At 48.5% G+C, this 22,669-nt stretch carries 23 protein-coding genes; 20 read left to right on the forward strand and 3 right to left on the reverse strand.

Annotated elements, in window-relative coordinates:
• Nucleotides 1-29 precede the first annotated feature (29 nt).
• The 7 genes from dtd (at nt 30) to AC1DLI_RS26625 (ending at nt 7,454) form a co-directional block, all read left to right on the forward strand.
• Nucleotides 30-473 (forward strand): D-aminoacyl-tRNA deacylase, encoded by a 444-nt coding sequence (dtd, locus tag AC1DLI_RS26595; protein ID WP_308998499.1) that lies wholly within the window; start codon nt 30-32, stop codon nt 471-473.
• Nucleotides 474-567: 94 nt separating this feature from the next.
• Nucleotides 568-738, forward strand: a complete 171-nt coding sequence (locus AC1DLI_RS26600) for a hypothetical protein (RefSeq protein WP_308998498.1) — start codon at nt 568-570, stop codon at nt 736-738.
• A 676-nt stretch (nt 739-1,414) separates the two neighbouring features.
• Entirely contained in the window at nt 1,415-2,662 is a 1,248-nt protein-coding gene (gene hisS, locus AC1DLI_RS26605) for a histidine--tRNA ligase (RefSeq protein ID WP_477607523.1), read from the forward strand.
• Between the two features lie 45 nt (nt 2,663-2,707).
• The gene (gene aspS, locus AC1DLI_RS26610; RefSeq protein WP_308998496.1) at nt 2,708-4,528 is read left to right on the forward strand and encodes an aspartate--tRNA ligase; all 1,821 of its coding nucleotides are present in this window, start codon (nt 2,708-2,710) and stop codon (nt 4,526-4,528) included.
• Nucleotides 4,529-4,561: 33 nt separating this feature from the next.
• The gene (locus AC1DLI_RS26615) at nt 4,562-5,317 is read left to right on the forward strand and encodes a tRNA threonylcarbamoyladenosine dehydratase (protein ID WP_477607525.1); all 756 of its coding nucleotides are present in this window, start codon (nt 4,562-4,564) and stop codon (nt 5,315-5,317) included.
• Entirely contained in the window at nt 5,314-5,991 is a 678-nt protein-coding gene (locus AC1DLI_RS26620) for a YdeI/OmpD-associated family protein (RefSeq protein WP_477607527.1), read from the forward strand. The genes AC1DLI_RS26615 and AC1DLI_RS26620 overlap by 4 nt, the downstream gene beginning before the upstream one ends.
• Before the next feature lie 161 nt (nt 5,992-6,152).
• Nucleotides 6,153-7,454, forward strand: coding sequence for a replication-associated recombination protein A (locus tag AC1DLI_RS26625; protein ID WP_477607529.1), 1,302 nt, complete (start codon nt 6,153-6,155; stop codon nt 7,452-7,454).
• A gap of 80 nt (nt 7,455-7,534) precedes the next feature.
• Here AC1DLI_RS26625 and AC1DLI_RS26630 read toward each other — a convergent pair whose 3' ends face one another.
• Both AC1DLI_RS26630 and AC1DLI_RS26635 read right to left on the reverse strand, forming a co-directional pair.
• A complete protein-coding gene (locus AC1DLI_RS26630; protein WP_477607531.1) occupies nt 7,535-8,620 on the reverse strand; it encodes a copper resistance D family protein in 1,086 nt (361 codons plus the stop codon).
• A complete protein-coding gene (locus tag AC1DLI_RS26635) occupies nt 8,620-9,195 on the reverse strand; it encodes a copper resistance CopC family protein (protein WP_477607533.1) in 576 nt (191 codons plus the stop codon). Before AC1DLI_RS26635 ends, AC1DLI_RS26630 begins: the two co-directional genes overlap by 1 nt.
• A gap of 375 nt (nt 9,196-9,570) precedes the next feature.
• Here AC1DLI_RS26635 and AC1DLI_RS26640 point away from each other — a divergent pair, with 375 nt between their 5' ends.
• Nucleotides 9,571-10,911 (forward strand): hemolysin family protein, encoded by a 1,341-nt coding sequence (locus AC1DLI_RS26640; RefSeq protein WP_477607535.1) that lies wholly within the window; start codon nt 9,571-9,573, stop codon nt 10,909-10,911.
• A gap of 80 nt (nt 10,912-10,991) precedes the next feature.
• Here the strand turns inward: AC1DLI_RS26640 and mnmA are convergent, their stop codons facing one another.
• Nucleotides 10,992-12,128 carry a tRNA 2-thiouridine(34) synthase MnmA gene (gene mnmA / locus AC1DLI_RS26645; RefSeq protein WP_477607537.1) on the reverse strand — a complete coding sequence of 379 codons (1,137 nt, stop codon included), beginning with the start codon at nt 12,126-12,128 and terminating at the stop codon, nt 10,992-10,994.
• Between the two features lie 201 nt (nt 12,129-12,329).
• Between mnmA and cymR the strand changes: the two genes are divergently transcribed.
• The 12 genes from cymR (at nt 12,330) to AC1DLI_RS26705 (ending at nt 22,581) form a co-directional block, all read left to right on the forward strand.
• Nucleotides 12,330-12,749 carry a cysteine metabolism transcriptional regulator CymR gene (cymR, locus tag AC1DLI_RS26650; protein ID WP_053374835.1) on the forward strand — a complete coding sequence of 140 codons (420 nt, stop codon included), beginning with the start codon at nt 12,330-12,332 and terminating at the stop codon, nt 12,747-12,749.
• A 13-nt stretch (nt 12,750-12,762) separates the two neighbouring features.
• On the forward strand, nt 12,763-13,917 hold the full coding sequence (locus AC1DLI_RS26655) for a cysteine desulfurase family protein (RefSeq protein ID WP_477607540.1): 1,155 nt from the start codon (nt 12,763-12,765) through the stop codon (nt 13,915-13,917).
• A gap of 17 nt (nt 13,918-13,934) precedes the next feature.
• Nucleotides 13,935-14,471 carry a PRC-barrel domain-containing protein gene (locus tag AC1DLI_RS26660; RefSeq protein WP_477607542.1) on the forward strand — a complete coding sequence of 179 codons (537 nt, stop codon included), beginning with the start codon at nt 13,935-13,937 and terminating at the stop codon, nt 14,469-14,471.
• A gap of 13 nt (nt 14,472-14,484) precedes the next feature.
• Nucleotides 14,485-14,682 (forward strand): hypothetical protein, encoded by a 198-nt coding sequence (locus tag AC1DLI_RS26665; protein WP_139990934.1) that lies wholly within the window; start codon nt 14,485-14,487, stop codon nt 14,680-14,682.
• 155 nt (nt 14,683-14,837) lie between these two features.
• Entirely contained in the window at nt 14,838-15,908 is a 1,071-nt protein-coding gene (locus AC1DLI_RS26670) for an AI-2E family transporter (protein WP_308999926.1), read from the forward strand.
• Between the two features lie 355 nt (nt 15,909-16,263).
• The gene (gene alaS / locus AC1DLI_RS26675) at nt 16,264-18,897 is read left to right on the forward strand and encodes an alanine--tRNA ligase (protein ID WP_477607545.1); all 2,634 of its coding nucleotides are present in this window, start codon (nt 16,264-16,266) and stop codon (nt 18,895-18,897) included.
• Between the two features lie 50 nt (nt 18,898-18,947).
• Nucleotides 18,948-19,208 carry an IreB family regulatory phosphoprotein gene (locus AC1DLI_RS26680; protein ID WP_054028150.1) on the forward strand — a complete coding sequence of 87 codons (261 nt, stop codon included), beginning with the start codon at nt 18,948-18,950 and terminating at the stop codon, nt 19,206-19,208.
• Nucleotides 19,209-19,234: 26 nt separating this feature from the next.
• Nucleotides 19,235-19,651: a Holliday junction resolvase RuvX gene (ruvX, locus tag AC1DLI_RS26685; RefSeq protein ID WP_139990931.1), complete on the forward strand. Its 417-nt coding sequence runs from the start codon at nt 19,235-19,237 to the stop codon at nt 19,649-19,651.
• Nucleotides 19,652-19,659: 8 nt separating this feature from the next.
• Nucleotides 19,660-19,956: a DUF1292 domain-containing protein gene (locus tag AC1DLI_RS26690; protein WP_308999924.1), complete on the forward strand. Its 297-nt coding sequence runs from the start codon at nt 19,660-19,662 to the stop codon at nt 19,954-19,956.
• Nucleotides 19,956-20,267 carry a DUF1292 domain-containing protein gene (locus AC1DLI_RS26695; RefSeq protein ID WP_308999923.1) on the forward strand — a complete coding sequence of 104 codons (312 nt, stop codon included), beginning with the start codon at nt 19,956-19,958 and terminating at the stop codon, nt 20,265-20,267. Before AC1DLI_RS26690 ends, AC1DLI_RS26695 begins: the two co-directional genes overlap by 1 nt.
• 214 nt (nt 20,268-20,481) lie before the next feature.
• The gene (mltG, locus tag AC1DLI_RS26700; RefSeq protein WP_477607548.1) at nt 20,482-21,594 is read left to right on the forward strand and encodes an endolytic transglycosylase MltG; all 1,113 of its coding nucleotides are present in this window, start codon (nt 20,482-20,484) and stop codon (nt 21,592-21,594) included.
• Between the two features lie 54 nt (nt 21,595-21,648).
• Nucleotides 21,649-22,581 carry a peptidase U32 family protein gene (locus AC1DLI_RS26705; RefSeq protein WP_477607550.1) on the forward strand — a complete coding sequence of 311 codons (933 nt, stop codon included), beginning with the start codon at nt 21,649-21,651 and terminating at the stop codon, nt 22,579-22,581.
• Nucleotides 22,582-22,669 lie beyond the last annotated feature (88 nt).

The raw sequence follows: 22,669 nt of genomic DNA on the forward strand, positions 1-22,669 counted from the left end.
CGAAGCGCAAATCGGGGGTTCTGAAGGCAGTGAAGGTTGTCGTTCAACGGAGTAAACAGGCTAAGGTCGTCATTGACGGGGAAATCGTTGGTTCCATAGATTCAGGCCTCGTACTGCTGGTAGGGATCACGCATGAGGATACGGAAGCAGACGTGAAGTGGATGGCGGAAAAAGTGGTTAACCTGCGAATTTTCGAAGACGAATCAGGAAAAATGAATCATTCCGTCGCCGATATCGGCGGCCAGCTGCTTTCTGTTTCACAGTTTACGCTCTATGGCGACTGCCGTAAGGGCAGAAGGCCGAATTTTATGGCGGCAGCAAGGCCGGAGCAGGCGGAGAAGCTTTACGACAGCTTTAACGACACACTTCGTTCAATGGGTTTAAAAGTGGCAACGGGGCGCTTTGGAGCGATGATGGAAGTGGAACTCGTTAACTCGGGACCGGTGACGTTAATTTTGGAAAGCAGTATGTAAGACGGCGATCGCGGGAAACAATATAGACAATAAGCTTTGCAGGCAGATTAATAATTTTGCCTAAGCTTAATGTAATATTGGAGGAAATTCGCGAATGCATCAATCACGCAAAGAGCAAGGTATCGAACGGGTATCTAGAAGACTGCTGCATCCCGATCGCAGAGAAGCCAAAGTGTTTGCTGAGCTTGAGGATGATATTGAAGCGGCTGAAGAATGGGCAGGCTTTCCGCAGCATCCCAGGCGCGATCATCCGAGTCATTTATAGGTGGATCTGGACGCCGTCCGAGTGTATAGCTCGGGCGGTGTTACGCTTATAGGGCTGATTACTTCTCAAATTCCTAATGAAGCAAGTAAGCGCCGTAAAAACGCTTTCGAAATTGTAATATTACTGTAATCAATCTCTAACTTTCTTTTAACATCATTAACCTATAATAGAACTCGACCCCCTTTTTAAAAATATATATTACTTTTGGACCTACAAACACGTTTTGTAGGTTTTTTTCTGTCCATTTCAATSGAGGATTGCTAGAGGGCTAGAACGATCTTGACTTTAATCATTGTCAGAGGTAAAATTAATCCTCAGTATAGATATGGATTCATTGATGGGACAAAGTAATTCTTCACGCTATATCCAGAGAGGGGCGCCAACAGGCTGCAAGCGTCCTTATATCGGCAGAATGAACAGACTTCCCGGAGAACAGACGGTGAACAGCGGCAGGGAGCAAGCAATAGGCTTGGCAACTTACGCGAATTAGCTGGACTGCGGATGACGGACGTTAACCGTCTTTGAGCGAGCTGTTGCATAGGATGCAGGCTCGAAATGTGGGTGGTACCACGGGAGATTCACTCTCGTCCCTTATGGCGCAAGCTGTTAGGAACGGGAGTTTTTTGCGTTTTCCGAACTTTAAAACATTTATTACGGGGCCAGGAGGGAAATTACAATGGCATTTCAGAAAATGCCGGGCACGCAGGATATTTTGCCTGGCGCGGTAGAGAGATGGCAATATGTGGAGCAAAAGGCGCGCGATATTTGCCAACGTTACAACTTCCGTGAAATACGCACACCGATCTTCGAATCCACGGAGCTGTTTCAACGGGGTGTCGGTGAAACGACTGACATCGTTGAGAAAGAAATGTACACCTTCACGGACCGCGGTAATCGCAGCCTGACGCTGCGTCCTGAAGGGACAGCCGGCGTGGTGAGATCTTATGTGGAGAACAAGCTGTACGGCGAGCCGGACGTGTCTAAGCTGTACTATATCGGTCCGATGTTCAGGTACGAACGGCCGCAGGCTGGACGCTACCGTCAGCTGCATCAATTTGGGGTTGAGGCCTTGGGGTCCGTTGATCCTGCCATTGACGCAGAGGTTATCGCGCTTGGTTATACCTTTTATACTGAGGTTGGCCTTAAGGGTGTTCGAGTCGAGATCAATTCTGTCGGGACTCCGGCTGTCCGCTTAGTCTTCCGCGAGCGTCTGCTTGCTTTTCTCGAGCCTAAGCGGGAGCTGCTTTGCAAGGATTGTCAGTCTAGGATGGACCGTAATCCGCTTCGCGTTCTCGATTGCAAGGTGGACCAAGAACATTTTACGGACGCGCCATCTATTTTGGACAGCTTGGACGAGGAATGCCAGCTCCATTTTGATAAAGTGAAAATGTACTTGACCGATATGGGCATTCCTTATGAAATCAATCACCGGCTCGTACGCGGGCTCGACTATTACACCCATACGGCCTTTGAATATAAGGCAGAAGGCATCGGTACGATCGATACCGTCGGAGGCGGAGGCCGCTATAACGGTCTGGTTTCGGAAATCGGCGGACCGGATCAGCCTGGTGTCGGTCTTGGGCTTGGGCTTGAAAGAACGATTTTGCTGCTGCAGCATCAAGAAACGGAATTGCCTGCGTTTAACCAGGTGGACGTTTATGTTGTTGCTCTTGGTGACGCGGCAGAACGCGAGGTTACGAAGCTTGTCTACCAGCTTAGGCAGCGGGGAATTCGAGCGGAGCGCGATTATCTCGGACGCAAGATGAAGGCTCAAATGAAGTCTGCGGACCGTTTGCAAGCCCGTTATACCGCTATCCTAGGGGATGATGAGCTGGAGCGCGGCGAAATTTCACTTAAGGATATGGCAAAAGGCGAGCAGCGCGTTGTAGCGCTTAATAAGCTCGCTGATGAAATCATTGGTTAATGATCTACCCATAAATAATCTAACTAAACGAGGAGCATGAAAACTATGTTGTTGAAAACACATCATTGCGGACGCTTAACGAAAGCGGACGTTGGTCAAACGGTAATCCTAAACGGCTGGGTACAGCGTCGCCGCGACCTTGGCGGCGTGCTATTTATTGATTTGCGCGACCGTTCAGGCATTGTACAAACGGTATTTAACCCGGATTTCTCCGGTGACGCGCTAGCGATTGCTGACCGAGCTCGTAACGAGTTCGTGCTTGCGATTCAAGGGACAGTCGTAGAGCGTGATGCAGAAACGTACAACGCGAACCTGGCTACGGGTGAAATTGAAGTGCGTGTTACGAAAATCGAAGTCATGAATGCTGCAAAAACGCCTCCTTTCCCAATTGAAGACGGCGTAGAGGTGGATGAGTCGCTTCGCTTGAAATATCGCTACCTGGACCTTCGTCGCCCAGAAATGCAAAAAACATTGTTCCTGCGCTCCAAAGCAGCTAAGGTGTTCCGCGATTTCCTAGATGGAGAAGGCTTCATCGATGTGGAAACGCCAATTTTGACGAAAAGCACGCCAGAAGGCGCTCGCGATTACTTGGTGCCGAGCCGCGTGCATGAAGGCGAATTTTTTGCCCTGCCGCAATCGCCGCAAATTTTCAAGCAGCTTCTCATGGTAGGCGGAATTGAACGCTACTACCAAATTGCCCGCTGTTTCCGCGATGAGGATCTTCGTGCAGACCGTCAACCGGAATTCACGCAAGTCGACATCGAGACATCCTTCCTTTCGCAGGATCAATTGCTTGCTATGATGGAAGAGCTGACAGCTAAGCTTCTTAAAGAAACAGTCGGCGTAGAGCTTGAGCTTCCATTCCAACGTATTACGTATGCAGATGCGATGAACAAATACGGTTCTGATAAGCCAGACCTTCGTTTTGGACTTGAAATTGAAGATATTACGGATATCGTATCCGGCAGCGAAGTGAAAGTATTCGCAAGCGTAGCTGCAGGCGGCGGTGTTGTCAAAGCACTTAATGCCAAGGGCTGTGCAAGCTGGAGCCGCAAGGAGCTAGACGACCTGCAGCCGTTCGCTGCGCGTTACGGCGGTAAAGGCCTTGCTTGGATTACGGTTAAGGACGGCGAATGGCGCGGTCCGATCGTGAAATTCCTTAAGCCGGAAGAAATTGCTGCCCTAACCGAGCGCCTGCAAGTAGAAGACGGCGATTTGCTCACTTTCTCCGCGGATAAGAAAAAAGTCGTTTCTGATGTCCTTGGCAACCTCCGTTCAAAACTAGGCAAGGACCTCGGCTTGATCGACGAATCCAAATTCAAATTCGCTTGGGTTGTAGATTTCCCATTGCTTGGATGGGATGAGGATGCTAAGCGTTATGTAGCAGAGCACCATCCGTTCACGCGTCCGAATGAAGAAGACCTTCATTTCTTCGATACTGATCCAGGTCAAATCCGTGCGCAAGCCTACGATCTTGTTCTGAACGGCTATGAAGTCGGCGGCGGTTCGATGCGTATTTATAAACGTGAAGTTCAAGAGCAAATGTTTAAAGCACTAGGCTTCAGCATGGAAGAAGCACAAGAAAAATTCGGCTTCCTGCTGGATGCATTCGAATATGGAACGCCTCCACACGGCGGTATTGCTTTCGGCTTCGACCGTCTAGTCATGCTGCTTACGGGTCGTACTAACCTGCGCGAAACGATTGCCTTCCCGAAAACGGCAAGTGCGACGGATCTGCTTTGCGACGCACCTTCCGAGGTCGAGCTATCGCAGCTTGAGCAATTGCATATCCGTACGGTGATTAAGCCTAAGCAGCCAGTAGCTGCAGCAGCTGCAGCACCTGCTGCGGAAACAAACGAAAAATAAGCAATTAATGAATGCGAAGGAGGCGGCAGCCTGATGCTTCACCAATTTTCACGTACGGAGCTGGCGATTGGTCCAGAAGGGCTTGAGCTAATGAAGGGGAGCACGGTTGCCGTGCTCGGCATCGGAGGCGTTGGCGGCATTGCCGCTGAGGCGCTTGCGCGTACAGGCGTTGGACGGATTATCCTTGTTGACAAGGATGTCGTGGATATAACGAACGTGAACCGACAAATCCATGCGCTGACTACGACGGTCGGCCAGCCTAAGGCTGATCTTATGCGCGATCGGATTAAGCTTATTAATCCAGAGTGTGATGTCGTTGCGCTTCGGATGTTTTATACGGAAGAAACCTATGAGCAGTTTTTCGAGTATCCGCTCGATTACGTTGTGGATGCATCCGATACGATTTCGTATAAGATCCATCTCATTAAACAGTGCCTGGAGCGGAAAATACCGATTATCTCGAGTATGGGTGCAGCAAATAAGATGGATCCGACTAAGTTTCAGGTTGTCGATATTTCCAAGACACATACCGATCCTTTAGCTCGGGTCATCCGCACGAAGCTGCGCAAGGAAGGCATTAAACGCGGCGTGAAGGTCGTATTCTCGACCGAGCTTCCAATGAAGCCGCGGGAGGATGTTACCAAAAAAATCGTCCCGGAAAATGCGCCTGAGATTCGTAAGGCCAAGCAGCCCCCGGCGAGCAATGCCTTTGTTCCGCCGGTTGCCGGTCTCATTATGGTCAGCGTCGTAGTGAATGACTTGTTGGCAGCTGGCGGGATCGAGCTATGAACGAAGGGCTTGTCAAGAAGCTGAGGCTGACGCCGGAGATGAAAGCACTGGTGCTTAAGCCGCCGTCTGAGCATTATTTGACAGAGCTTGGATTGAGCACAGACGCAAGCGTCGCAGATGCAGAAGGACACTATGATTTTGTGCTTTTGTTCGTTATGAATCTGGCCGAGCTGGAAGAGAATGCGCCGGCAGCCATTCAGGCGGTTAAACCGAATGGTTTGTTATGGATTTCTTATCCGAAGGGCACCTCTAAGATAAAGACGGATATTAACCGTGACACCGGCTGGAGACTCATGCTTACATTTCACGTGGAGGGTGTCGCCATGATTGCCATGGACGATACCTGGTCTTCCATGCGCTACCGTCCAGCAGGCGCTGCCAATGAAGTTACAAAGCGTCGTACAGCCTCCGCCGCATTGGAGAGCTTGTCGATAGGCAGAGTATCCACGTCTTCGCAATCGGCAGAGGAGGCGGTGCTGCCGGAAGACTTCGCAGCAGCCCTGCAGGCATCAAACGAAGCAGAGCAATTTTTTCGCGGCAAACTAACGGCTGCGAAGAGACGTGATTTTGTAAAATGGATCACCGATGCGAAACGGGCAGAAACACGTGCGAATCGCGTTACAGCATCGATAGAAAAGCTGGAGAATGGCCTTAAATCTCCATTTGATAAATAACAATCAAGTATAGCCGTTTCGCAACTAAAGCTGATGAAGCTTTTTTCTGCGAAGCGGCTATTTTCATAGGCAGGCATCTGCCGTTAAACCGCATATCTGGCGAACAAATGTGCTTGTATGCTATGATCGGTATAACAGATGGCAGAAGGTTGGGGAGCAGGATGGACTTATTTTCTTATCAAGAAGAAGAATTGCCGCGCGCCAGGCTGCTTGCAGATCGTATGCGGCCGCAGACATTAGACGAATATATTGGGCAAGAACATATAGTAGGTGCAGGCAAGCTGCTCCGTAGAGCCATTGAGGGCGATCAGGTGTCTTCTATTTTGTTATATGGTCCGCCAGGCTGCGGTAAAACGACGCTGGCCCATATTATTTCTTTGCGAACGGCCGGCAATTTCGTGAAGCTTAATGCGGTGGATGCTTCGGTTAAGGATGTGCGGGAGGTCATTGATCAGGCTCGCACGAATAAAGGGATGTATGGCAAGAAGACGATTCTATTTTTAGATGAGGTACATCGCTTTAACACGGCTAGGCAGGATGCGCTGCTTCCCGCTGTTGAGCAGGGTATCATTATTTTTATCGGGGCAACGACTGAAAATCCCTTTCATCATGTGAACGGGGCGCTTTTGTCGCGTTCGACACTGTTTCAACTGGAGGCGCTAGGCGAAGAGCATGCCTACGAAGCCATGAGAAGGGCGCTGGCCGATCGGGAGCGCGGTTTAGGCTTCATGGATTTGCAAGCAGATGAGGACGCGCTGCGGCATATTGCCTCGATGGCTGGCGGTGACATACGCAGAGCGCTTAATGCGCTGGAGCTCGCCGCGGTGACGACGCCCTCGGAGATGGATGGCTCTGTGCGGTTAACGCTTGAAGTTGCACAGGAGTCCATACGAAAGCCTTCGATACGTGCCGACCTGTCCACACAATATGACGTATTATCGGCATTTCACAAAAGCGTACGCGGTTCGAGCGATGCCGCGCTCTTCTGGTTTTTGTACGCGGTCGAGAAGCTGGGCATGGACCCGATGACCTTCATCAGGAGGCTGATCGTGGCATGCAGCGAGGATATTGGCCTTGCTAATCCACAGGCGATGATCCAAGCGGTTACCGCCATGGATGCTTACCATAAGATCGGCTGGCCAGAAGCGAAATACAACATATCGCAGGCGATTTTATTTGCGGTAGAGAGTCCGAAATCGAACGCGACGGCAATCGCGATTGGCAATGCTGAGGCGGCAATTGAACGCGCGGGCGGTGCGGAGGTGCCGCTGCATCTGCGGGATACCCACTATAAGGGCGCGCAGCAGCTTGGCCATGAGGGGTACCAGTATCCGCATAACTTCCCGAACCATTATGTAAAGCAGCAGTATTTGCCTAACACGCTTGGGAGCATAACCTTCTACAAGGCAACCGAACAGGGCATGGAAGATAAAATCAAGCAAAATCAGCAGAAACGTAAGTAGCAAATCGGCAATAGAAACAAGAAAGGCTGCCCTTGGCGATCACTCGCGGGCAGCCTTTCTTTGCATGGACATGACATTGGTTAAGCAATTGAAAACATAAGGCCGTAATAACCGAACACCGCAGTTAATATTCCCATTATAAAAGCGGGGATCAGTTTGTTGGTACGGTACATCCATAAGAGTCCGACAGCCATTAGCAGCGCCGCGGCAAACATAAGCAAGCTCTCCATGTGAAGCGTGAATTTCAGCGCGATATCAGGGCTGAAGCTGCCTTTGTAAACAGTTGTGAACAAGGGTGACGGAGAAACGGTTTGCAAGGTTTCTTTTACCGTATGCGGCGGTGTCTGTTGTCCAAGCACGCCTGTAGCGGCAAGCACAAGCAGTGCAACGACACTCTCTGCCTTCAGCCATCTTCTTGGATTGAAGGATGGATTGCTTTTTGCTGCTTTTTTGTAACCAAAGCCATTGGAGTAGGCAAAAAGGAGCAAAGGCAAAATTAATAAATGCTTAATCAGCAGCATCTGACCGTAGGGAAGCATCCAGGCATTCACGTATTCAGGCGTCGTGAACGACATGAGGATAAAGCCTGCTAACAGCGTTAGAACGACGGAAATGATCGCAACAGGCGAGAACCAGCGCAAAAACGCATGCCAGTTGGCGTCGTCTTTGGCAAACCAGCTGGTTACGAACAATATCCCGATCCACACGCTAACCGCGAGAAAGTGGGTAGCATGCGTGAGTAATCCTCTAAATCCGTAAAGCGATGAAGCGTGTCCCGCATAGCCTAACCAAACAATAAGCAAAAAAGTAACAAACAATGCGACCTTAGGCATATGCTTGTCGCCCCGGAAAGCCTTAAGCCCAAGTAAAAATGCGAGTCCAGCAGAACCGATCGCCGTCCACAGCCAGGCTTTTCCCGTATTGATATCGAGTAATATGCTTTTAAGGATAGAACCGTAGGTCATGTCGAAATCCTTGCCGAAGACAAGGGCTAAGTTATGAATGGGAACATACGATAGTATCGGTATCGCAATTGCGCATGCAAGGAGCAAGCCATTCGGCACATGAACCGTGGGCCTTCTATCCTCAGGCACGAGGCGCAGCAGCAAGGAACCCGTTAAAATTGCGAAGCAAATGTATAAAAGGCCTTCGCTAATGTAAATCATTATTTGCGCCTCCGCATGAACAACGCGATTGCAGCTGCTGCAATAATTGCGCCTATGATGATTGCCGGGGTATAGTTTGTACTGTCACTTTCAGTCGTGGATGAAGGATTGCCCTCTCCCTCATTCGTGCCCGTATCAGGTGCTGAGGATGGTGAAGGTGAAGTCGTGTCGGCAGGCGCTTCCGTTGTTGCCTCAGGCTCTGGAGAAGTCTCTTCGGTTGCGGCAGGTGCTTCCACCGTAAAGGAATAGTCGCCTTCAACAGAGTGGCCGTCTGCACCGATAATAACCCATTTAACCGTGTAAATGCCATTAGTCAGGGGCGTTGGCATAGTACCGCTCATCGTCATTCCTTCGACTGCTACTTTATCCTTTTCCATTTCCTCGCCAGCGGCATTTACGATTTTGAAATTGCTCAAATTCTCGATCTTGGTGTTGAAGGTCAGCTCTATTCGATCAGGCGAAGCTGTGATCGTCGCATCCTGCGCGGGCACGGCGTTTTCCAGTTTGGAATGGGCTAAAGCAACACTTGGCAAGAGCCATAGCGCGGCAAGACATATCAGTAATATTCGTTTCATTTGAGAACCTCCTGCATATTTTAGTGAAAAGTTTGCATCGTAAGCTGATTGCATTATAACAGATTCCTTGAAGCATTCGCTTCACATTAAATGATCAATTCGTTGCGGCTTTATKAACATTTGTTGAAGTCTGTTTCCGCAGCAGCATAAAAATTGCAGGCAGCAGCTGGAAATCCGTGTATTAAGGCCAGCCCATGACGAATACAAATAATTACGGTCTTGAAAATGGCTTACCCTGCGGCTTTACCGTTTGACACGGCGGCTTGGCATCTAGGAGAGCTCTCACATTACACAAAGATCGCCGTATCTTTGTTCCAAAAGGAGGTGCGCCTGTCATCGCAATTTGCCCGCCTTATTGCGGAGGACAGGAATCTGTTGAATGACCCCATGCCGATTAGTTTGTCCCTGCTGCTTATTTTTTTGTTCGTCTTTATGAACGGTTTTTTTGTTGCAGCCGAGTTTGCGATGGTGAAGGTCAGAGGGAGCCGTATCGATACGCTTGCATCCGAAGGTCATTCACGCGCGAGGCTCGCAACTCATTTGACGGGAAATTTAGACGCCTATTTGTCAGCATGTCAGCTTGGCATTACGCTTGCCTCGCTTGGGCTTGGATGGATCGGAGAACCGGCTATTGCAAGAGTAATCGAGCCTTTTTTTGGTTATATCGGCATTCGCAACGAGGTGTTCATTCATACGTTATCCTTTATACTGGCGTTTACCTTAATAACGGTGCTTCATATCGTTCTCGGGGAGCTGGCGCCCAAAACGGTAGCCATCCGCAAAGCCGAATCCGTTACGCTGTTAACCGCTACGCCGCTTATATGCTTTTATAAGCTGATGTATCCTTTCATTTGGGTGCTGAACGGGATGGCCAATCAACTGCTTCGAAGGATAGGGATTGAGCCGGCGACTGAAAAGGATTCCGCGCACACGGAAGATGAAATTCGCATTTTGATGAAGGAGAGCCATAAAAACGGATTAATTGATAATACCGAGCTGATGCTCGTAGACAATATTTTTGATTTTGCGGAAACGAATGCTCGTGAAATCATGATTCCCCGTACGGAGATGGTTTGCCTCAATACAAGCCACACGTTGGCTGAAAATAAAAAACTTGCGCTGGAACAAATGCTGACGCGTTATCCGGTATGCGAGAATGACAAGGATAACATTATCGGCTTTGTGCACATCAAGGATTTGTTGAAGGATACGCTGCAGAGCCTTCATGACATTAGGCAAATTACAAGGCCCATAACTACCGTGCCCGAATCCATGCAGATAAGTACGCTGCTCAAGCTGATGCAAAAACGGCGATCGCAAATTGCAATTTTGATTGATGAATACGGCGGCACCTCAGGGCTGGTTACATTGGAGGACATCATGGAGGAAATCGTCGGAGAAATTCAAGACGAATTTGATGAGGAGCGGGAACCGCTGGAACGAAAGGATGACGATACCTTCTCCGTCAGCGGCTTGATGTTGATTGAAGAGGTCAACAGCTTTTTTGGCCTTGATATCGAGACGGATGATTACGACACAATCGGAGGATGGATCTATTCGAAAATCGAAATACCTCCGGTTAATAACCAACGGGTCAATTACGGGGGCGCATTCGAATTCATTATTGAGGAAACGGATCATCTGCGTATTTCCCGCCTGCTTATTCGAAGAATCGATGAACGAAGAGCAGGACAGGAGGGTCAGCATTTCGGATGATAAAGATGCATTTGGAAAAAGAAAAGGCTGCTTAGCACATCGTTGAATGTGCTGAGCAGCCTTATTTGGTGCTTAAATGATTATGCTTGCTTGGCATGAGCCGAGGGAGCATCGATTTTTTGCACCGTTTCGATCGTGCCGCCTCCAAGACAAACCTCTCCGTCATAGAGCACGACAGCTTGTCCTGGCGTAATTGCTTTTTGCGGCTTGTCAAAAACGATATGAGCCGTTCCATCCTCGAAGGACGTTACGCTTACGCCTTGATCGGGCTGGCGGTAACGGAATTTGGCGGTACAGCGGATGGTTTCATTGCTGCGATCCGCTGGGACGATCCAGTTCATGCCGCTAGCCGTTAAGCTCTCGGAGTAAAGGCTTGGATGCTGCTCGCCCTGCACGACATACAGGATATTGCGCTCCAAATCCTTGTCGGCGACGAACCATGGCTCGCCTGAGCCTGATCCACCGATACCGAGTCCTTGCCGCTGGCCAAGCGTATAATACATCAATCCGTCGTGACGGCCTTTCTTCTCACCGGTTTGGATATCGATCATGTCGCCTGCTTGCGCCGGCAAATACCCGCTTAGGAAGGTTTTGAAGTTTCGCTCGCCAATGAAGCAAACGCCGGTGCTGTCTTTCTTCTTAGCCGTATATAAGCCGGCTTCCTCAGCGATGCGGCGCACCTCGGGTTTCGGAAGATGCCCGATTGGAAACATTGCTTTCGCCAGCTGCTTCTGGCCTAGAGCGCTAAGGAAATAAGTTTGATCCTTATTCGAATCGACGCCGCGCAGCAGCCTCGTCACACCGTCCTCCGTGCGCTCGACCTGAGCATAATGCCCAGTGGCCAAATAATCGGCGCCAAGCTCCATCGCACGCTGCAAGAAATCGCCGAATTTAATTTCGCGGTTGCACATCACATCGGGATTAGGCGTACGTCCGCGCTTGTATTCATCCAAGAAATAAGTGAATACCTTATCAAAATATTGCCGTTCAAAATTAACGGTATAGTAGGGGATGCCGATTTGTTCACATACGCGGCGAACGTCTTCCGAGTCTTCTTCCGCCGTGCAATGACCGAATTCATCGGTATCATCCCAGTTTTTCATAAAAATGCCGACAACGTCATAGCCTTGCTGCTTCAGCAGCAGCGCTGTGACGGAGGAATCGACGCCGCCTGACATGCCGACGACAACTCTTGTCGAAGCTTTTGGTTTCTCCATTGTAAACACCACCTTGCTCGAATCAAACAACTATTATTGTAACATAGGATGCAAACTTTTTCATGAAGTAGTCAAGCTTTTTGCACACGGCGCTCGCGTGATATGTTAACATATAAGTGAAATGGGAATACAGAGATTTAACAGCAAATAAAGCAGACTCATGAATGAACCACTATAAAAACAAATAAAAGAGGTGCCACTTTGAAAATATCGACGAAGGGCCGCTATGGCTTAACCATTATGATGGAGCTTGCGGCTAAATTTGGCGAAGGCCCGACTTCACTCAAAAGCATTGCTGAGCGAAATCAGCTTTCCGAGCACTACTTGGAGCAATTAGTAGCACCACTTCGCAATGCAGGACTCGTAAAAAGTATCCGTGGAGCTTACGGCGGCTATATTTTATCGAAGGATCCGGAAACCATCACATCCGGCGACATCATCCGCATACTTGAAGGACCTATCTCACCTGTTGACTTTACGGAAGAGGACGACCCGGCTAAGCGTCAACTATGGCTAAGAATCCGTGACAGCATCGCGGAGGTTCTCGATTCGACGACACTTGCTGACCTTATCAATTTTGAAGATGAAGGCAAACCTGATAGCTACATGTTCTACATCTAAAGGAAGCTGACCTATGAAAAATCATTATTTTGACCATGCCGCCACTACGCCCATGCATCCGAACGTCGCCAAAGCGATGCTTGAGGTCATGCAGGGACCTGGCGGCAATTCGTCCAGCATGCATGCATTCGGAAGAGATGCTAAGCAGCGGTTAAACCGATCACGCGATTTAATCTCGGCAGCAATCGGCTGCAAGCCGGCTGAGCTGCTGTTTACCTCAGGCGGAACAGAAAGCGATAACGCAGCATTGATCGGAGCTGCCAGAGCGCAGCGCAAACGCGGGAAAACGCATATTATTACTTCAGCAGGTGAGCATCATGCTGTTTTGCATACATGTGAATGGCTTGCCAAAGAAGAAGGCTTTACCTTGACGGTGCTGTCAGTTGACCAAGATGGCCTTACAGCGCCAGAGCAGGTCCAAGCAGCAATAACAGCAGAAACGGGCCTAATCAGCATCATGCATGGAAATAACGAAGTAGGTACGATTCAGCCGATTGAAGAAATCGGACGGATCGCTAAAGAGAACGGCGTGATTTTTCATGTGGATGCTGTTCAAACCTTAAGCTGGTTCGATTATCGGCTCAGTGAGCTGCCGGTAGATCTGATGAGCTTCTCGTCGCATAAGATCAACGGCCCGCAAGGGGTGGGCGCACTGTATGTAGCTGCCGGTACGCCTTTAGAAGCTCTCCAGCACGGCGGATCACAGGAGAGAAAGCGCCGGGCGGGTACTGAGAATATTGCAGGAATCGTTGGCTTTGCCGCTGCTGTTGACATTTGTGTGAACGAACGGGAAAAAAAGCAACTTTATATGGACGAGCTTCGTAAGAGATGGATAGAACTGCTTCATGAACATGTTCAGGTGCCTATCGTAATAAATGGCAGCAAGCATAAGCATTTGTCCCATATCATAAATGTCAGCTTTATCGGTGTCGATACCGAAACGATGCTAATGAATCTCGATATGGAGGGCATTGCGGCTGCCAGCGGCTCGGCCTGCACCTCGGGGGCGCTTGAGAGGTCCCATGTACTGAGGGCGATGCAATTGCCCGAGGAACAAATTCAATCCGCTGTAAGATTTAGCTTCGGTTTGGGGAATACTTTGGAGGAATTAGAAGATGCCGCACAGAAAGTTGGAACAATCGTGAGGCGTATTCGTAATAACTACTAGGAGGACTCCGCTTAAGCGTGATTAAACTTCAACGGCTTATTGGACTTCCCGTAATCGTCATCCATTCCGGAAAGCTAGTTGGAACCGTCAAGGATGCTTGGTTCGATGAGCATTGGCAGCTAAAGGGCCTGATACTCGATAGTGCCAAATGGTTTGCTTCAACTGTGAAAATAGTGGAGTGGTCCCACGTTGTTTCTTGCGGTGAGGACACCGTTATTATAGCAAGTGAGGCAGCGATCGTTCGGATGAAGTCGAAGCAATTGCTGCGTTCTTTTTACACTGGATTAATTAAATTAAAGGATTTGCCCGTCGTAACGGTTCAAGGCATTCAGCTTGGTCGAGTGTCGGATGTTTATTTTTACCCAAAAGAGGGTACACAAATAGTAGGCTACGAGCTTACGGACGGTTTTGTTTCGGATCTGATGGAAGGGCGCAGATGGCTGAGAGCGCCGAGTGATCCGGATAGCGTATTGCTCGGGGAAGACGCGATCATTGTTCCTGCTGTCAGTGAAGCGGAATTGGAGCCTGTCGCAGCTTCCAATTTCAGAGGATAGGGAGAAATGAAAGATGATGAGATGTCCGAATTGTAATTCGAAAGATATCGGAAAGATCGGTTCCCACCAGTTTTACTGCTGGGGCTGCTTCATTGAACTGACGGTTAACGGCGAAAAAATGTCGGTTTACCAAGTTGAAGAAGATGGCACGTTAAGCTCGCTTGACGACTTGTTTTTTGAAGAGGAAATAACGCAGGTTCACGTCAACTGACGTGCTTCTCCATAAAGATGAATGCCAAAAGACGGTCACTGGCCGTCTTTTTTTTGCTGTTAACGGATGATTTCTACCGCTTGTACATATACTGAACTAGTTCCGCTTGTCTTGTGTAAAGCAAGCCGGAAAAAGAAGGTTCGGGGGTGAGGACGGTGGAGCGCTTTACAAAGAACCGTCTGTTCGTATGGCTTGTTTATTTTATTTTAGGCTTGCTCGCCATTTATCTCTTGCTGCTGATTAAGCCGTTGATCGTGAGTATATATGTTTTTGTCAGAGCTGTACTCGCTCCGTTTATTATTGCGATGATCATATCGTATGTTTTGAATCCTATCGTTACCATGCTGCATGAACGGAAGGTTCCGCGGACGATTGCCGTGCTGCTTATTTACGCCGTATTTTGCGCAGCGATTACAGTTCTACTCGTGAATCTGATTCCAATGTTCATTGAACAGGTGCAGGAATTGAACCACCATGTACCGGAGCTGTCTATGCGAGCGCAAGATATCGTGACGGATATAAACAATACATCGTTTTTGCCGGAAAGCATCCGCAGCGGGTTAAATAAGTCGCTCATGCATATGGAGAAAAAGTTGTCTGAAAGCCTGTTTAATTTTGTGAACAACATTGGCTCAATGGTCAATACCGTGTTCATCACGTTCATTATTCCTTTCCTCGCCTTCTACATATTGAAGGATTTTGATGTATTTGAGCGGACGGTTATTACATACGTTCCTAAATCCCATCGCAAAAACACGGTCAGATTGCTGAAGGATATTGATACGGCGCTTGGCAGCTATATACGCGGCCAATTCTTGGTCTGTGTCATCGTAGGCGTCCTCGCTTACTTCGGGTACTTGTTTATCGGTATGCCTTATGCGCTTCTTCTGGCAGGCATCGTTGCTATTACGAACGTGATACCTTATTTAGGACCATTCTTTGGAGCAGCGCCTGCGCTTCTGATGGCATCAACTGTTTCATTAAAAATGGTCATTCTTGTGGCGGTGGTCAATACGCTATGCCAAATCCTCGAGGGAAATGTCATTTCCCCGCAGGTTGTAGGTCGTACGCTTCATATGCATCCGTTATCGATCATTTTTGCTTTATTGGTTGGTGGCGAGATTGCGGGCATCGTCGGCATGATTTTGGCTGTTCCGATTTTTGCGGCTTGTAAGGTCATCATCCAGCATATGTTTGCCTATTACGTGCGGAGAAAGATTATTTGACAGGCAGAGAGGGTGTAGCTATAATTTTAAAATAATCAAGTGTCAAATATAAGGTGATAAAGCGTTGACGAATTGAAGTAAGCCAATGCCCGTTAGCCAGAGAGAAAGCTTCTTCGCAAAGGCTGTTTACCAGCCGTTATGCGTCGGTTGAGAGAGCTTTTATAACGAAGAGTGGCCGAAAGCTCTATTCGGAGTGTGAATGAACTTCACCGGTTGGACCCGTTAAAGTCTAATGAAGGCGATTGCGCAGGCTGTTTACAGCGAGCAATAACCAGGGTGGTACCGCGAATTTATTCGTCCCTGTCTATGACAGGGGCGTTTTTTGTGTTTTATTATGATAAGGGGGCTCATATTAATGAAAGCTAGTGAAATCCGGGCAAAATGGCTTGCTTTTTTTGAAAGCAAAGGCCACAAAATTGAACCAAGCGCATCGCTTGTTCCTCATAACGATCCGTCACTTTTATGGATCAATGCAGGTATGGCACCGCTAAAAGCTTATTTCGATGGACGTATCGTTCCCGAAAATCCGCGGATTACGAATTCGCAAAAATGCATTCGTACCAACGATATCGAGAATGTGGGCAAAACGCGTCGCCATCACACGTTTTTTGAGATGCTGGGCAACTTCTCGATCGGCGACTATTTCAAAGAGGAAGCCATCACATGGGCATGGGAGTTTCTAACCGAGCCGCAATGGATCGGCTTTGATCCGAACCGCTTATCCGTAACGGTATACCCCGAGGACGAAGAAGCATTCGCATTCTGGAATAAGAAGATCGGCCTGCCTGAAGAACGCATCTATAAGCTGGAAGAAAACTTCTGGGATATTGGCGAGGGCCCTTGCGGACCTTGTACGGAAATATTCTATGACCGCGGCGACAAGTATGGAGACCTATCGGACCCAGAATGCTGGCCAGGCGGAGAAAATGAGCGCTTCCTTGAAGTTTGGAACGTTGTGTTCTCGCAATTTAACCATAACAAAGACGGCAGCTATACGCCGCTTCCGATTAAAAATATCGATACAGGCGCAGGACTTGAGCGTTTTGCATCTATCCTGCAGGACGTGGATTCGAATTTCGATACAGACTTGTTCCGGCCTATTATTGACCGTACCTGCGCTATCGCGAAGGTAACTTATAAAGCCAATGAGGAGCATGACGTTGCTCTTAAAGTCATTGCTGATCATATTCGTACGGTCGCATTCGCAGTCGGTGACGGCGTAATGCCTTCAAACGAAGGCCGAGGCTACATTATTCGCCGTCTGCTCCGCCGTGCCGTTCGTTACGGAAAGACAATCGGAATTGACCGTCCGTTCTTGCATGAGCTGACTGCGGTCGTTGGTGAAGTAATGGGCGTCTACTATCCCGAGGTTGTGGAAAAACGCGAGTTTATCGAGCGTGTTATCCGTACGGAGGAGGAACGATTCCATGAAACCTTATCCGATGGTCTTGCTATGCTATCCGAGCTCGTGGCTTCGGCAACGAAAGCCGGCAACAAAGAAATTAACGGCGACGATGCCTTCCGCCTGTATGACACCTACGGTTTTCCATTTGATTTGACTGAAGACTTCGCGTCGGAGAATGGCATGACGGTTGACCGCGGCGGGTTTGATGCAGCGATGGAAGCGCAGCGCGACCGCGCCCGCGCAGCTCGTCAAGACACAGGAAGCATGAAGGTTCAAGGCGGTCCGCTTGGCGATTTCACGGTTAAAAGTGAATTTGTTGGCTATAATGAACTGGTAACAGAATCCAAAATAATCGCAATTGTTCAAGACGATTTGCTGGTTGAGAATGCGGCTGAAGGCAGTAAAGTCGTCGTCATTCTGGACCGCACCCCTTTCTACGCAGAAAGCGGAGGACAGATCGGCGATAAAGGAACGATTACTGGCGATGGTTTTACGCTTCAGGTCGAAGATGTAACGAAAGCGCCTCATGGGCAAAGCGTGCATCATGCATTGGTTACATCAGGTACGGTTCGCACCGGCGATACTGTAGAGGCAGCTGTTACAAGAGCTGTTCGCGATGATGTGATTAAGAACCACACGGCAACGCATTTGCTCCACAAAGCGCTTAAAGAGGTGCTTGGCGATCATGTCAATCAAGCAGGCTCCTTGGTAGAAGCTGATCGTCTGCGGTTCGACTTTTCGCATTTTGGCAGCATTACGGCTGAAGAGCTCGTAGCCATCGAACGCCGTGTAAATGAGCAAATTTGGCTCGGTACGGCTGTATCTATTGACATCAAGTCGTTGAATGAAGCAAAAGCAATGGGTGCAATGGCGTTGTTTGGTGAAAAATACGGCGATGAGGTTCGTGTTGTTCAGGTAGGAAGCTATAGCTTGGAGCTATGCGGAGGCTGTCATGTAAGAAATACTTCGCAAATCGGGCTATTCAAGCTATTAAGCGAAAGCGGAATTGGCTCGGGGGTAAGAAGAATCGAAGCCGTTACAGGTAAACATGCTTATAACTACTTGGAAGGTCAGCTTGAGCTGCTTAAGCAATCGGCCAGCCTGCTGAAATCCAATACAAACGATGTTCCGAAACGTATCGAAGCTTTGTTTGGACAAGTGAAGGAGCTCTCCCGCGACAATGAATCACTGCAAGCGAAGTTGAGCCGCATAGAGGCTGGTTCTCTTGAGCAAAATGCTAAAACCGTAAACGGAATTACAGTGCTGTGCGCCAAAGTCAACGCACCGTCCATGGACGCGCTCCGCGGGATCGTCGATGAGCTGAAGCTGAAGCTGGCATCGAGCGTAATCGTGCTTGGTGCAATCGCAGACGATAAAGTTAACCTGGCTGCCGCTGTTTCTGCAGACCTGATTAAAAAGGGTTTTCATGCAGGAAAGATCGTAAAAGAGGCAGCTGTACACTGCGGAGGAAGCGGCGGCGGACGCCCAGATATGGCGCAAGCGGGCGGAAAAGATACAACAAAGCTGGATGAAGCTTTGAAACTTGCGGAAGAACTAGTTCTTAATCAAACAAATGTGATATGATATAAATGTATATCTCATTGAAAAGCGGTTTGGAAAGCGAGGTGCTGGCGATGAGTTCCATGGACAAAACAATGAAATTTAACGTGAAGGCGGAGGGGGTTGAATCTTCTCAAGACATTCTGCTATCGGTGCATGAAGCGCTTCTCGAGAAAGAGTATAATCCGATTAACCAGATCGTTGGGTATTTGCTGTCCGGAGATCCCGCGTATATTCCGCGGCATAACAACGCCAGGAGTTTAATTCGCAAGAAGGAACGAGACGAATTAATCGAAGAGCTTGTCCGGTTTTACCTAAACCATAAGAAACAATAACAATTGAGGCAGGAGCCGGACAAGACATGAGATTGATGGGATTGGATTATGGCGACCGCAACATAGGTGTTGCAGTCAGCGATGCTTTTCGTTGGACCGCACAGGGGACCGGGGTTATTGAACGCAGACGCGATGGAAGCGAATTTGACCGTATTGCCGATTTAGTCAAAGAGCATGAGGTTAGTGAAATCGTAGTAGGTCTGCCGAAAAATATGAACGGTACCATCGGTCCACGAGGAGAAATTTGCATGGAATTCGCAGAACAGATTAAGCAGAAACTAAACATACCTGTTCACCTTTGGGATGAAAGGCTGACAACGGTAGCTGCCGAACGTACGCTCATTGAGGCGGACGTCAGCCGGAAGAAGCGAAAGCTCGTAATAGACAAAATGGCGGCAACGCTTATTTTGCAAAATTATCTCGATTCTAAAGCGAAAAGGTGAGGGTAAACATGACAAAAGAAGATCTGGAATTCGAAGAGCCGGAAATTATTTATATCCCGGATGAAGAAGGCAACGAAGAGGAATTCGAAGTCATCATGAAATTTGAAGTTGATGGTTCCGATCAGAAATATATGATGGTTGTTCCGCTAACTGGCGAAAATGACGAGGAAGATGAAGTATACGCTTTCCGTTATGAAGAAGAAGGCGACGATCTAAAGCTTTACACGATCGAAGATGAAGAAGAATGGAACATGGTCGAGGAGACATTCAATACTCTTCTTGGCGAGATGGAGGAAGAAAACTAATGTCTGGCACTGAGCATGAGGCTCCTAAGAAGCTAAACAGCCTAAGAACCGCTTTCGGCAATGAAATCGAGCTTGAAGCGGATGACGGCAGTGTAGAGGTTTACGATATCAAGGCTGAATTTCAGCTGGGTGATCGTATTTATGCAGCTCTTCAATCGGACCCGATGCGAGGCGAGGAAGACGTTGAGTTATTCCGGGTGATTCAAGTTGGCGGRGAACCGCAGCTGGAAAACATCGAGGATGATGAAGAGTGGGAAGCAGCGTCTGAGGCTTATGATGATTTGTTGTTTGCTACTGACGAGCGTCCTTAATGAGCAATAAGCGTATATGTACTTAACGAGAGAGCGGTTTATAACCGCTCTTTTGTTCCATGTTATGGGGCAATTACTCCAAAGCGTTGAAACTGCCTTTGATTTACAATGGATCATGCAGCATCAGCTGAGCCGCTAGGATATGGTCTCAGCCATTTCGCCTGCGCAAATCGACTAAAGACAGATTTAAGAAGCATATAGAGGGGGTCTAAGATTGGACAAGCCATCACAGCAGTTTGAGCATCGTGACCAGCAATCATCCGGTCCGAAGCGCAGCCGCATTACATTATGGGTTATTTTGAGCTTGCTGGGCATTATGATTATTGGTGCCGGAAGCATAGCCTTTTACGTTTGGAACAGCCTGCGGCCGACCGCTGCCGGAGAAGTGCAAAAACTTGAGATACCTAAAGGAACTTCTGCGAATGAGGTTGCTGACCTACTGGAAGAGCATGGGATCATCAAGAACTCATTTATTTTTAAGTATTACTTGAAGCTGAAGGATCAAGGCGGACAGTTTCAAGCTGGTTTATATGAGCTCAGCCCAGGTATGGAAAATGACGCGATAATAGCAAAATTGAACGCGGGTGATACGGTAGCAGCCGAAACGATTCGCTTTACCATTCCTGAGGGCTTTACCGTCCTTCAAATAGCTGATAAGCTTGCGGCGGAGAAGCTGATCGATAAAGAAAAATTTGTTGGACTGATTGCATCGCAAAAAACATGGGGAGACGCTGAAGCCGTTCGCTCCATTCCAGATAGCGATAAACTGCATGAGCGTCTAGAGGGTTATCTTTTCCCGGATACGTACGAAATGAAAAAGGAAAGCACGGAAGAAGAAATCATTAAACGAATGGTATCGGAGCTTGATCGGAAGCTTGTTGAGCTGCCAGAAGGCTGGATGGATGTGCTGGAGGAGAAAAAAATCTCGTTCCATGACCTTTTAACCATTGCATCCCTCGTTGAGCGGGAAGTCGTAGTCGATGAAGAAAGGGCTCTGGTAGCAGGTGTCATTTACAATCGCATTGCCGACGGCATGAAACTGCAAATCGATGCTACTGTCCAGTATTCGCTTGATAAGCCAAAGGAACGCTTGTACGAGAAGGATCTGTTAGTCGACAGCCCATACAACACGTATAAAGTCGAAGGCTTGCCGCCAGGACCTATTGCAAGCCCAAGCCTGAAATCGATTGAAGCTGCTTTGTATCCGGAAGAAACAGAGTATTTATTTTACGTGACCAAAAAAGACGGCAGCCAGTCTCACTTATTCGCAAAAACCTATAAAGAACATTTAAGAAATATCGAGAAGAGTAACCAGACTGCTGGGTAGGACGCTGCTTTATCTATAAAGGCGTTCGTTCAGAGCTTTTGAGGAGGAGCAGACATGGCGTACAAGCCCGAATTGTTAGCTACCGCCGCATCGATAGAGGAGCTTGAAAGGCTCATTGCAGCAGGTGCGGATGCTTTTGTCATCGGCGAAGCACGCTACGGTACGCGTTTAGCAGGAGAATTTAGTAAGGATATGATCGAACAGGCAGTAGGGATCGCCAAATCAAAGGGCGTAAAGATTTATGCGGCTCTTAACAACCTGATGGATAACGATGCGGCAGAATCATTGAATGAGTATGTGTCAGCGCTGGCCGAAGCGGGTGTGGATGCATTTGTGTTTGGTGATCCTGCCGTCCTCATGGCTGCTAAAACACATGCTCCCGGGGTAGCATTGCACTGGAATGCAGAGATGACATCTACCAACTATGTGACGGCGAACTATTGGGGGAGAAGAGGGGCAACCCGGTATGTGCTAGCGCGCGAGCTGAACATGGAGCAGGTCATCGATACGACAACGGGCACCGACCTTGAAGTTCAAGTACAAGTCCATGGCATGACCAATATTTATCATTCCAAACGCTCGCTTGTGGAGAGCTACATGGAGCATCAATCGGAGCCGGAACGGCTGACGCAAAAGGATAAGAACCGCGGCTTGTACGTGATGGAAGCAGAGCGGCAGGATGAGCGTTATCCGATCTATGAAGATAGTAACGGAACGCATATTATGAGCTCCGACGATATTTGCATGGTCGAGAACCTTCATGAGCTATTGGAAGCGGGTATAAGCAGCTTGAAGATTGAAGGAATGATGAAATCAATCGAATACAATGAAATTGTCGTTCGCTCTTATCGGCAGGCGATCGATTCTTATTTGGCTGATCCAGCGGAATACTCCTTCAATGAGGAGTGGCTTGAAGCGATTCAGCAGGTACAGGATCCGAATCGCGAGCTGAGCTACGGGTTCTTTTATAAAGAGCAAGTTTACTGATATTCGAATGCAGTTAAGCGAGTATGTTTCGCAAAACTTTGGGATTATGCTTACGAAGTGAGTTTTGCTTCGCAAAACTTTAGGATTA

The organism is Paenibacillus sp. 01T443, assembly GCF_056398325.1.

Excerpts from the sequence above, each read along its gene's own strand:
- AC1DLI_RS26600 (WP_308998498.1), top strand. The coding sequence starts at position 568 with ATGCATCAATCACGCAAAGAGCAAGGTATCGAACGGGTATCTAGAAGA.
- hisS (WP_477607523.1), top strand. The coding sequence starts at position 1,415 with ATGGCATTTCAGAAAATGCCGGGCACGCAGGATATTTTGCCTGGCGCG.
- aspS (WP_308998496.1), top strand. The coding sequence starts at position 2,708 with ATGTTGTTGAAAACACATCATTGCGGACGCTTAACGAAAGCGGACGTT.
- AC1DLI_RS26615 (WP_477607525.1), top strand. The coding sequence starts at position 4,562 with ATGCTTCACCAATTTTCACGTACGGAGCTGGCGATTGGTCCAGAAGGG.
- AC1DLI_RS26620 (WP_477607527.1), top strand. The coding sequence starts at position 5,314 with ATGAACGAAGGGCTTGTCAAGAAGCTGAGGCTGACGCCGGAGATGAAA.
- AC1DLI_RS26625 (WP_477607529.1), top strand. The coding sequence starts at position 6,153 with ATGGACTTATTTTCTTATCAAGAAGAAGAATTGCCGCGCGCCAGGCTG.
- AC1DLI_RS26630 (WP_477607531.1), bottom strand. The coding sequence starts at position 8,620 with ATGATTTACATTAGCGAAGGCCTTTTATACATTTGCTTCGCAATTTTA.
- AC1DLI_RS26635 (WP_477607533.1), bottom strand. The coding sequence starts at position 9,195 with ATGAAACGAATATTACTGATATGTCTTGCCGCGCTATGGCTCTTGCCA.
- mnmA (WP_477607537.1), bottom strand. The coding sequence starts at position 12,128 with ATGGAGAAACCAAAAGCTTCGACAAGAGTTGTCGTCGGCATGTCAGGC.
- AC1DLI_RS26655 (WP_477607540.1), top strand. The coding sequence starts at position 12,763 with ATGAAAAATCATTATTTTGACCATGCCGCCACTACGCCCATGCATCCG.
- AC1DLI_RS26665 (WP_139990934.1), top strand. The coding sequence starts at position 14,485 with ATGATGAGATGTCCGAATTGTAATTCGAAAGATATCGGAAAGATCGGT.
- alaS (WP_477607545.1), top strand. The coding sequence starts at position 16,264 with ATGAAAGCTAGTGAAATCCGGGCAAAATGGCTTGCTTTTTTTGAAAGC.
- AC1DLI_RS26680 (WP_054028150.1), top strand. The coding sequence starts at position 18,948 with ATGAGTTCCATGGACAAAACAATGAAATTTAACGTGAAGGCGGAGGGG.
- ruvX (WP_139990931.1), top strand. The coding sequence starts at position 19,235 with ATGAGATTGATGGGATTGGATTATGGCGACCGCAACATAGGTGTTGCA.
- AC1DLI_RS26690 (WP_308999924.1), top strand. The coding sequence starts at position 19,660 with ATGACAAAAGAAGATCTGGAATTCGAAGAGCCGGAAATTATTTATATC.
- AC1DLI_RS26705 (WP_477607550.1), top strand. The coding sequence starts at position 21,649 with ATGGCGTACAAGCCCGAATTGTTAGCTACCGCCGCATCGATAGAGGAG.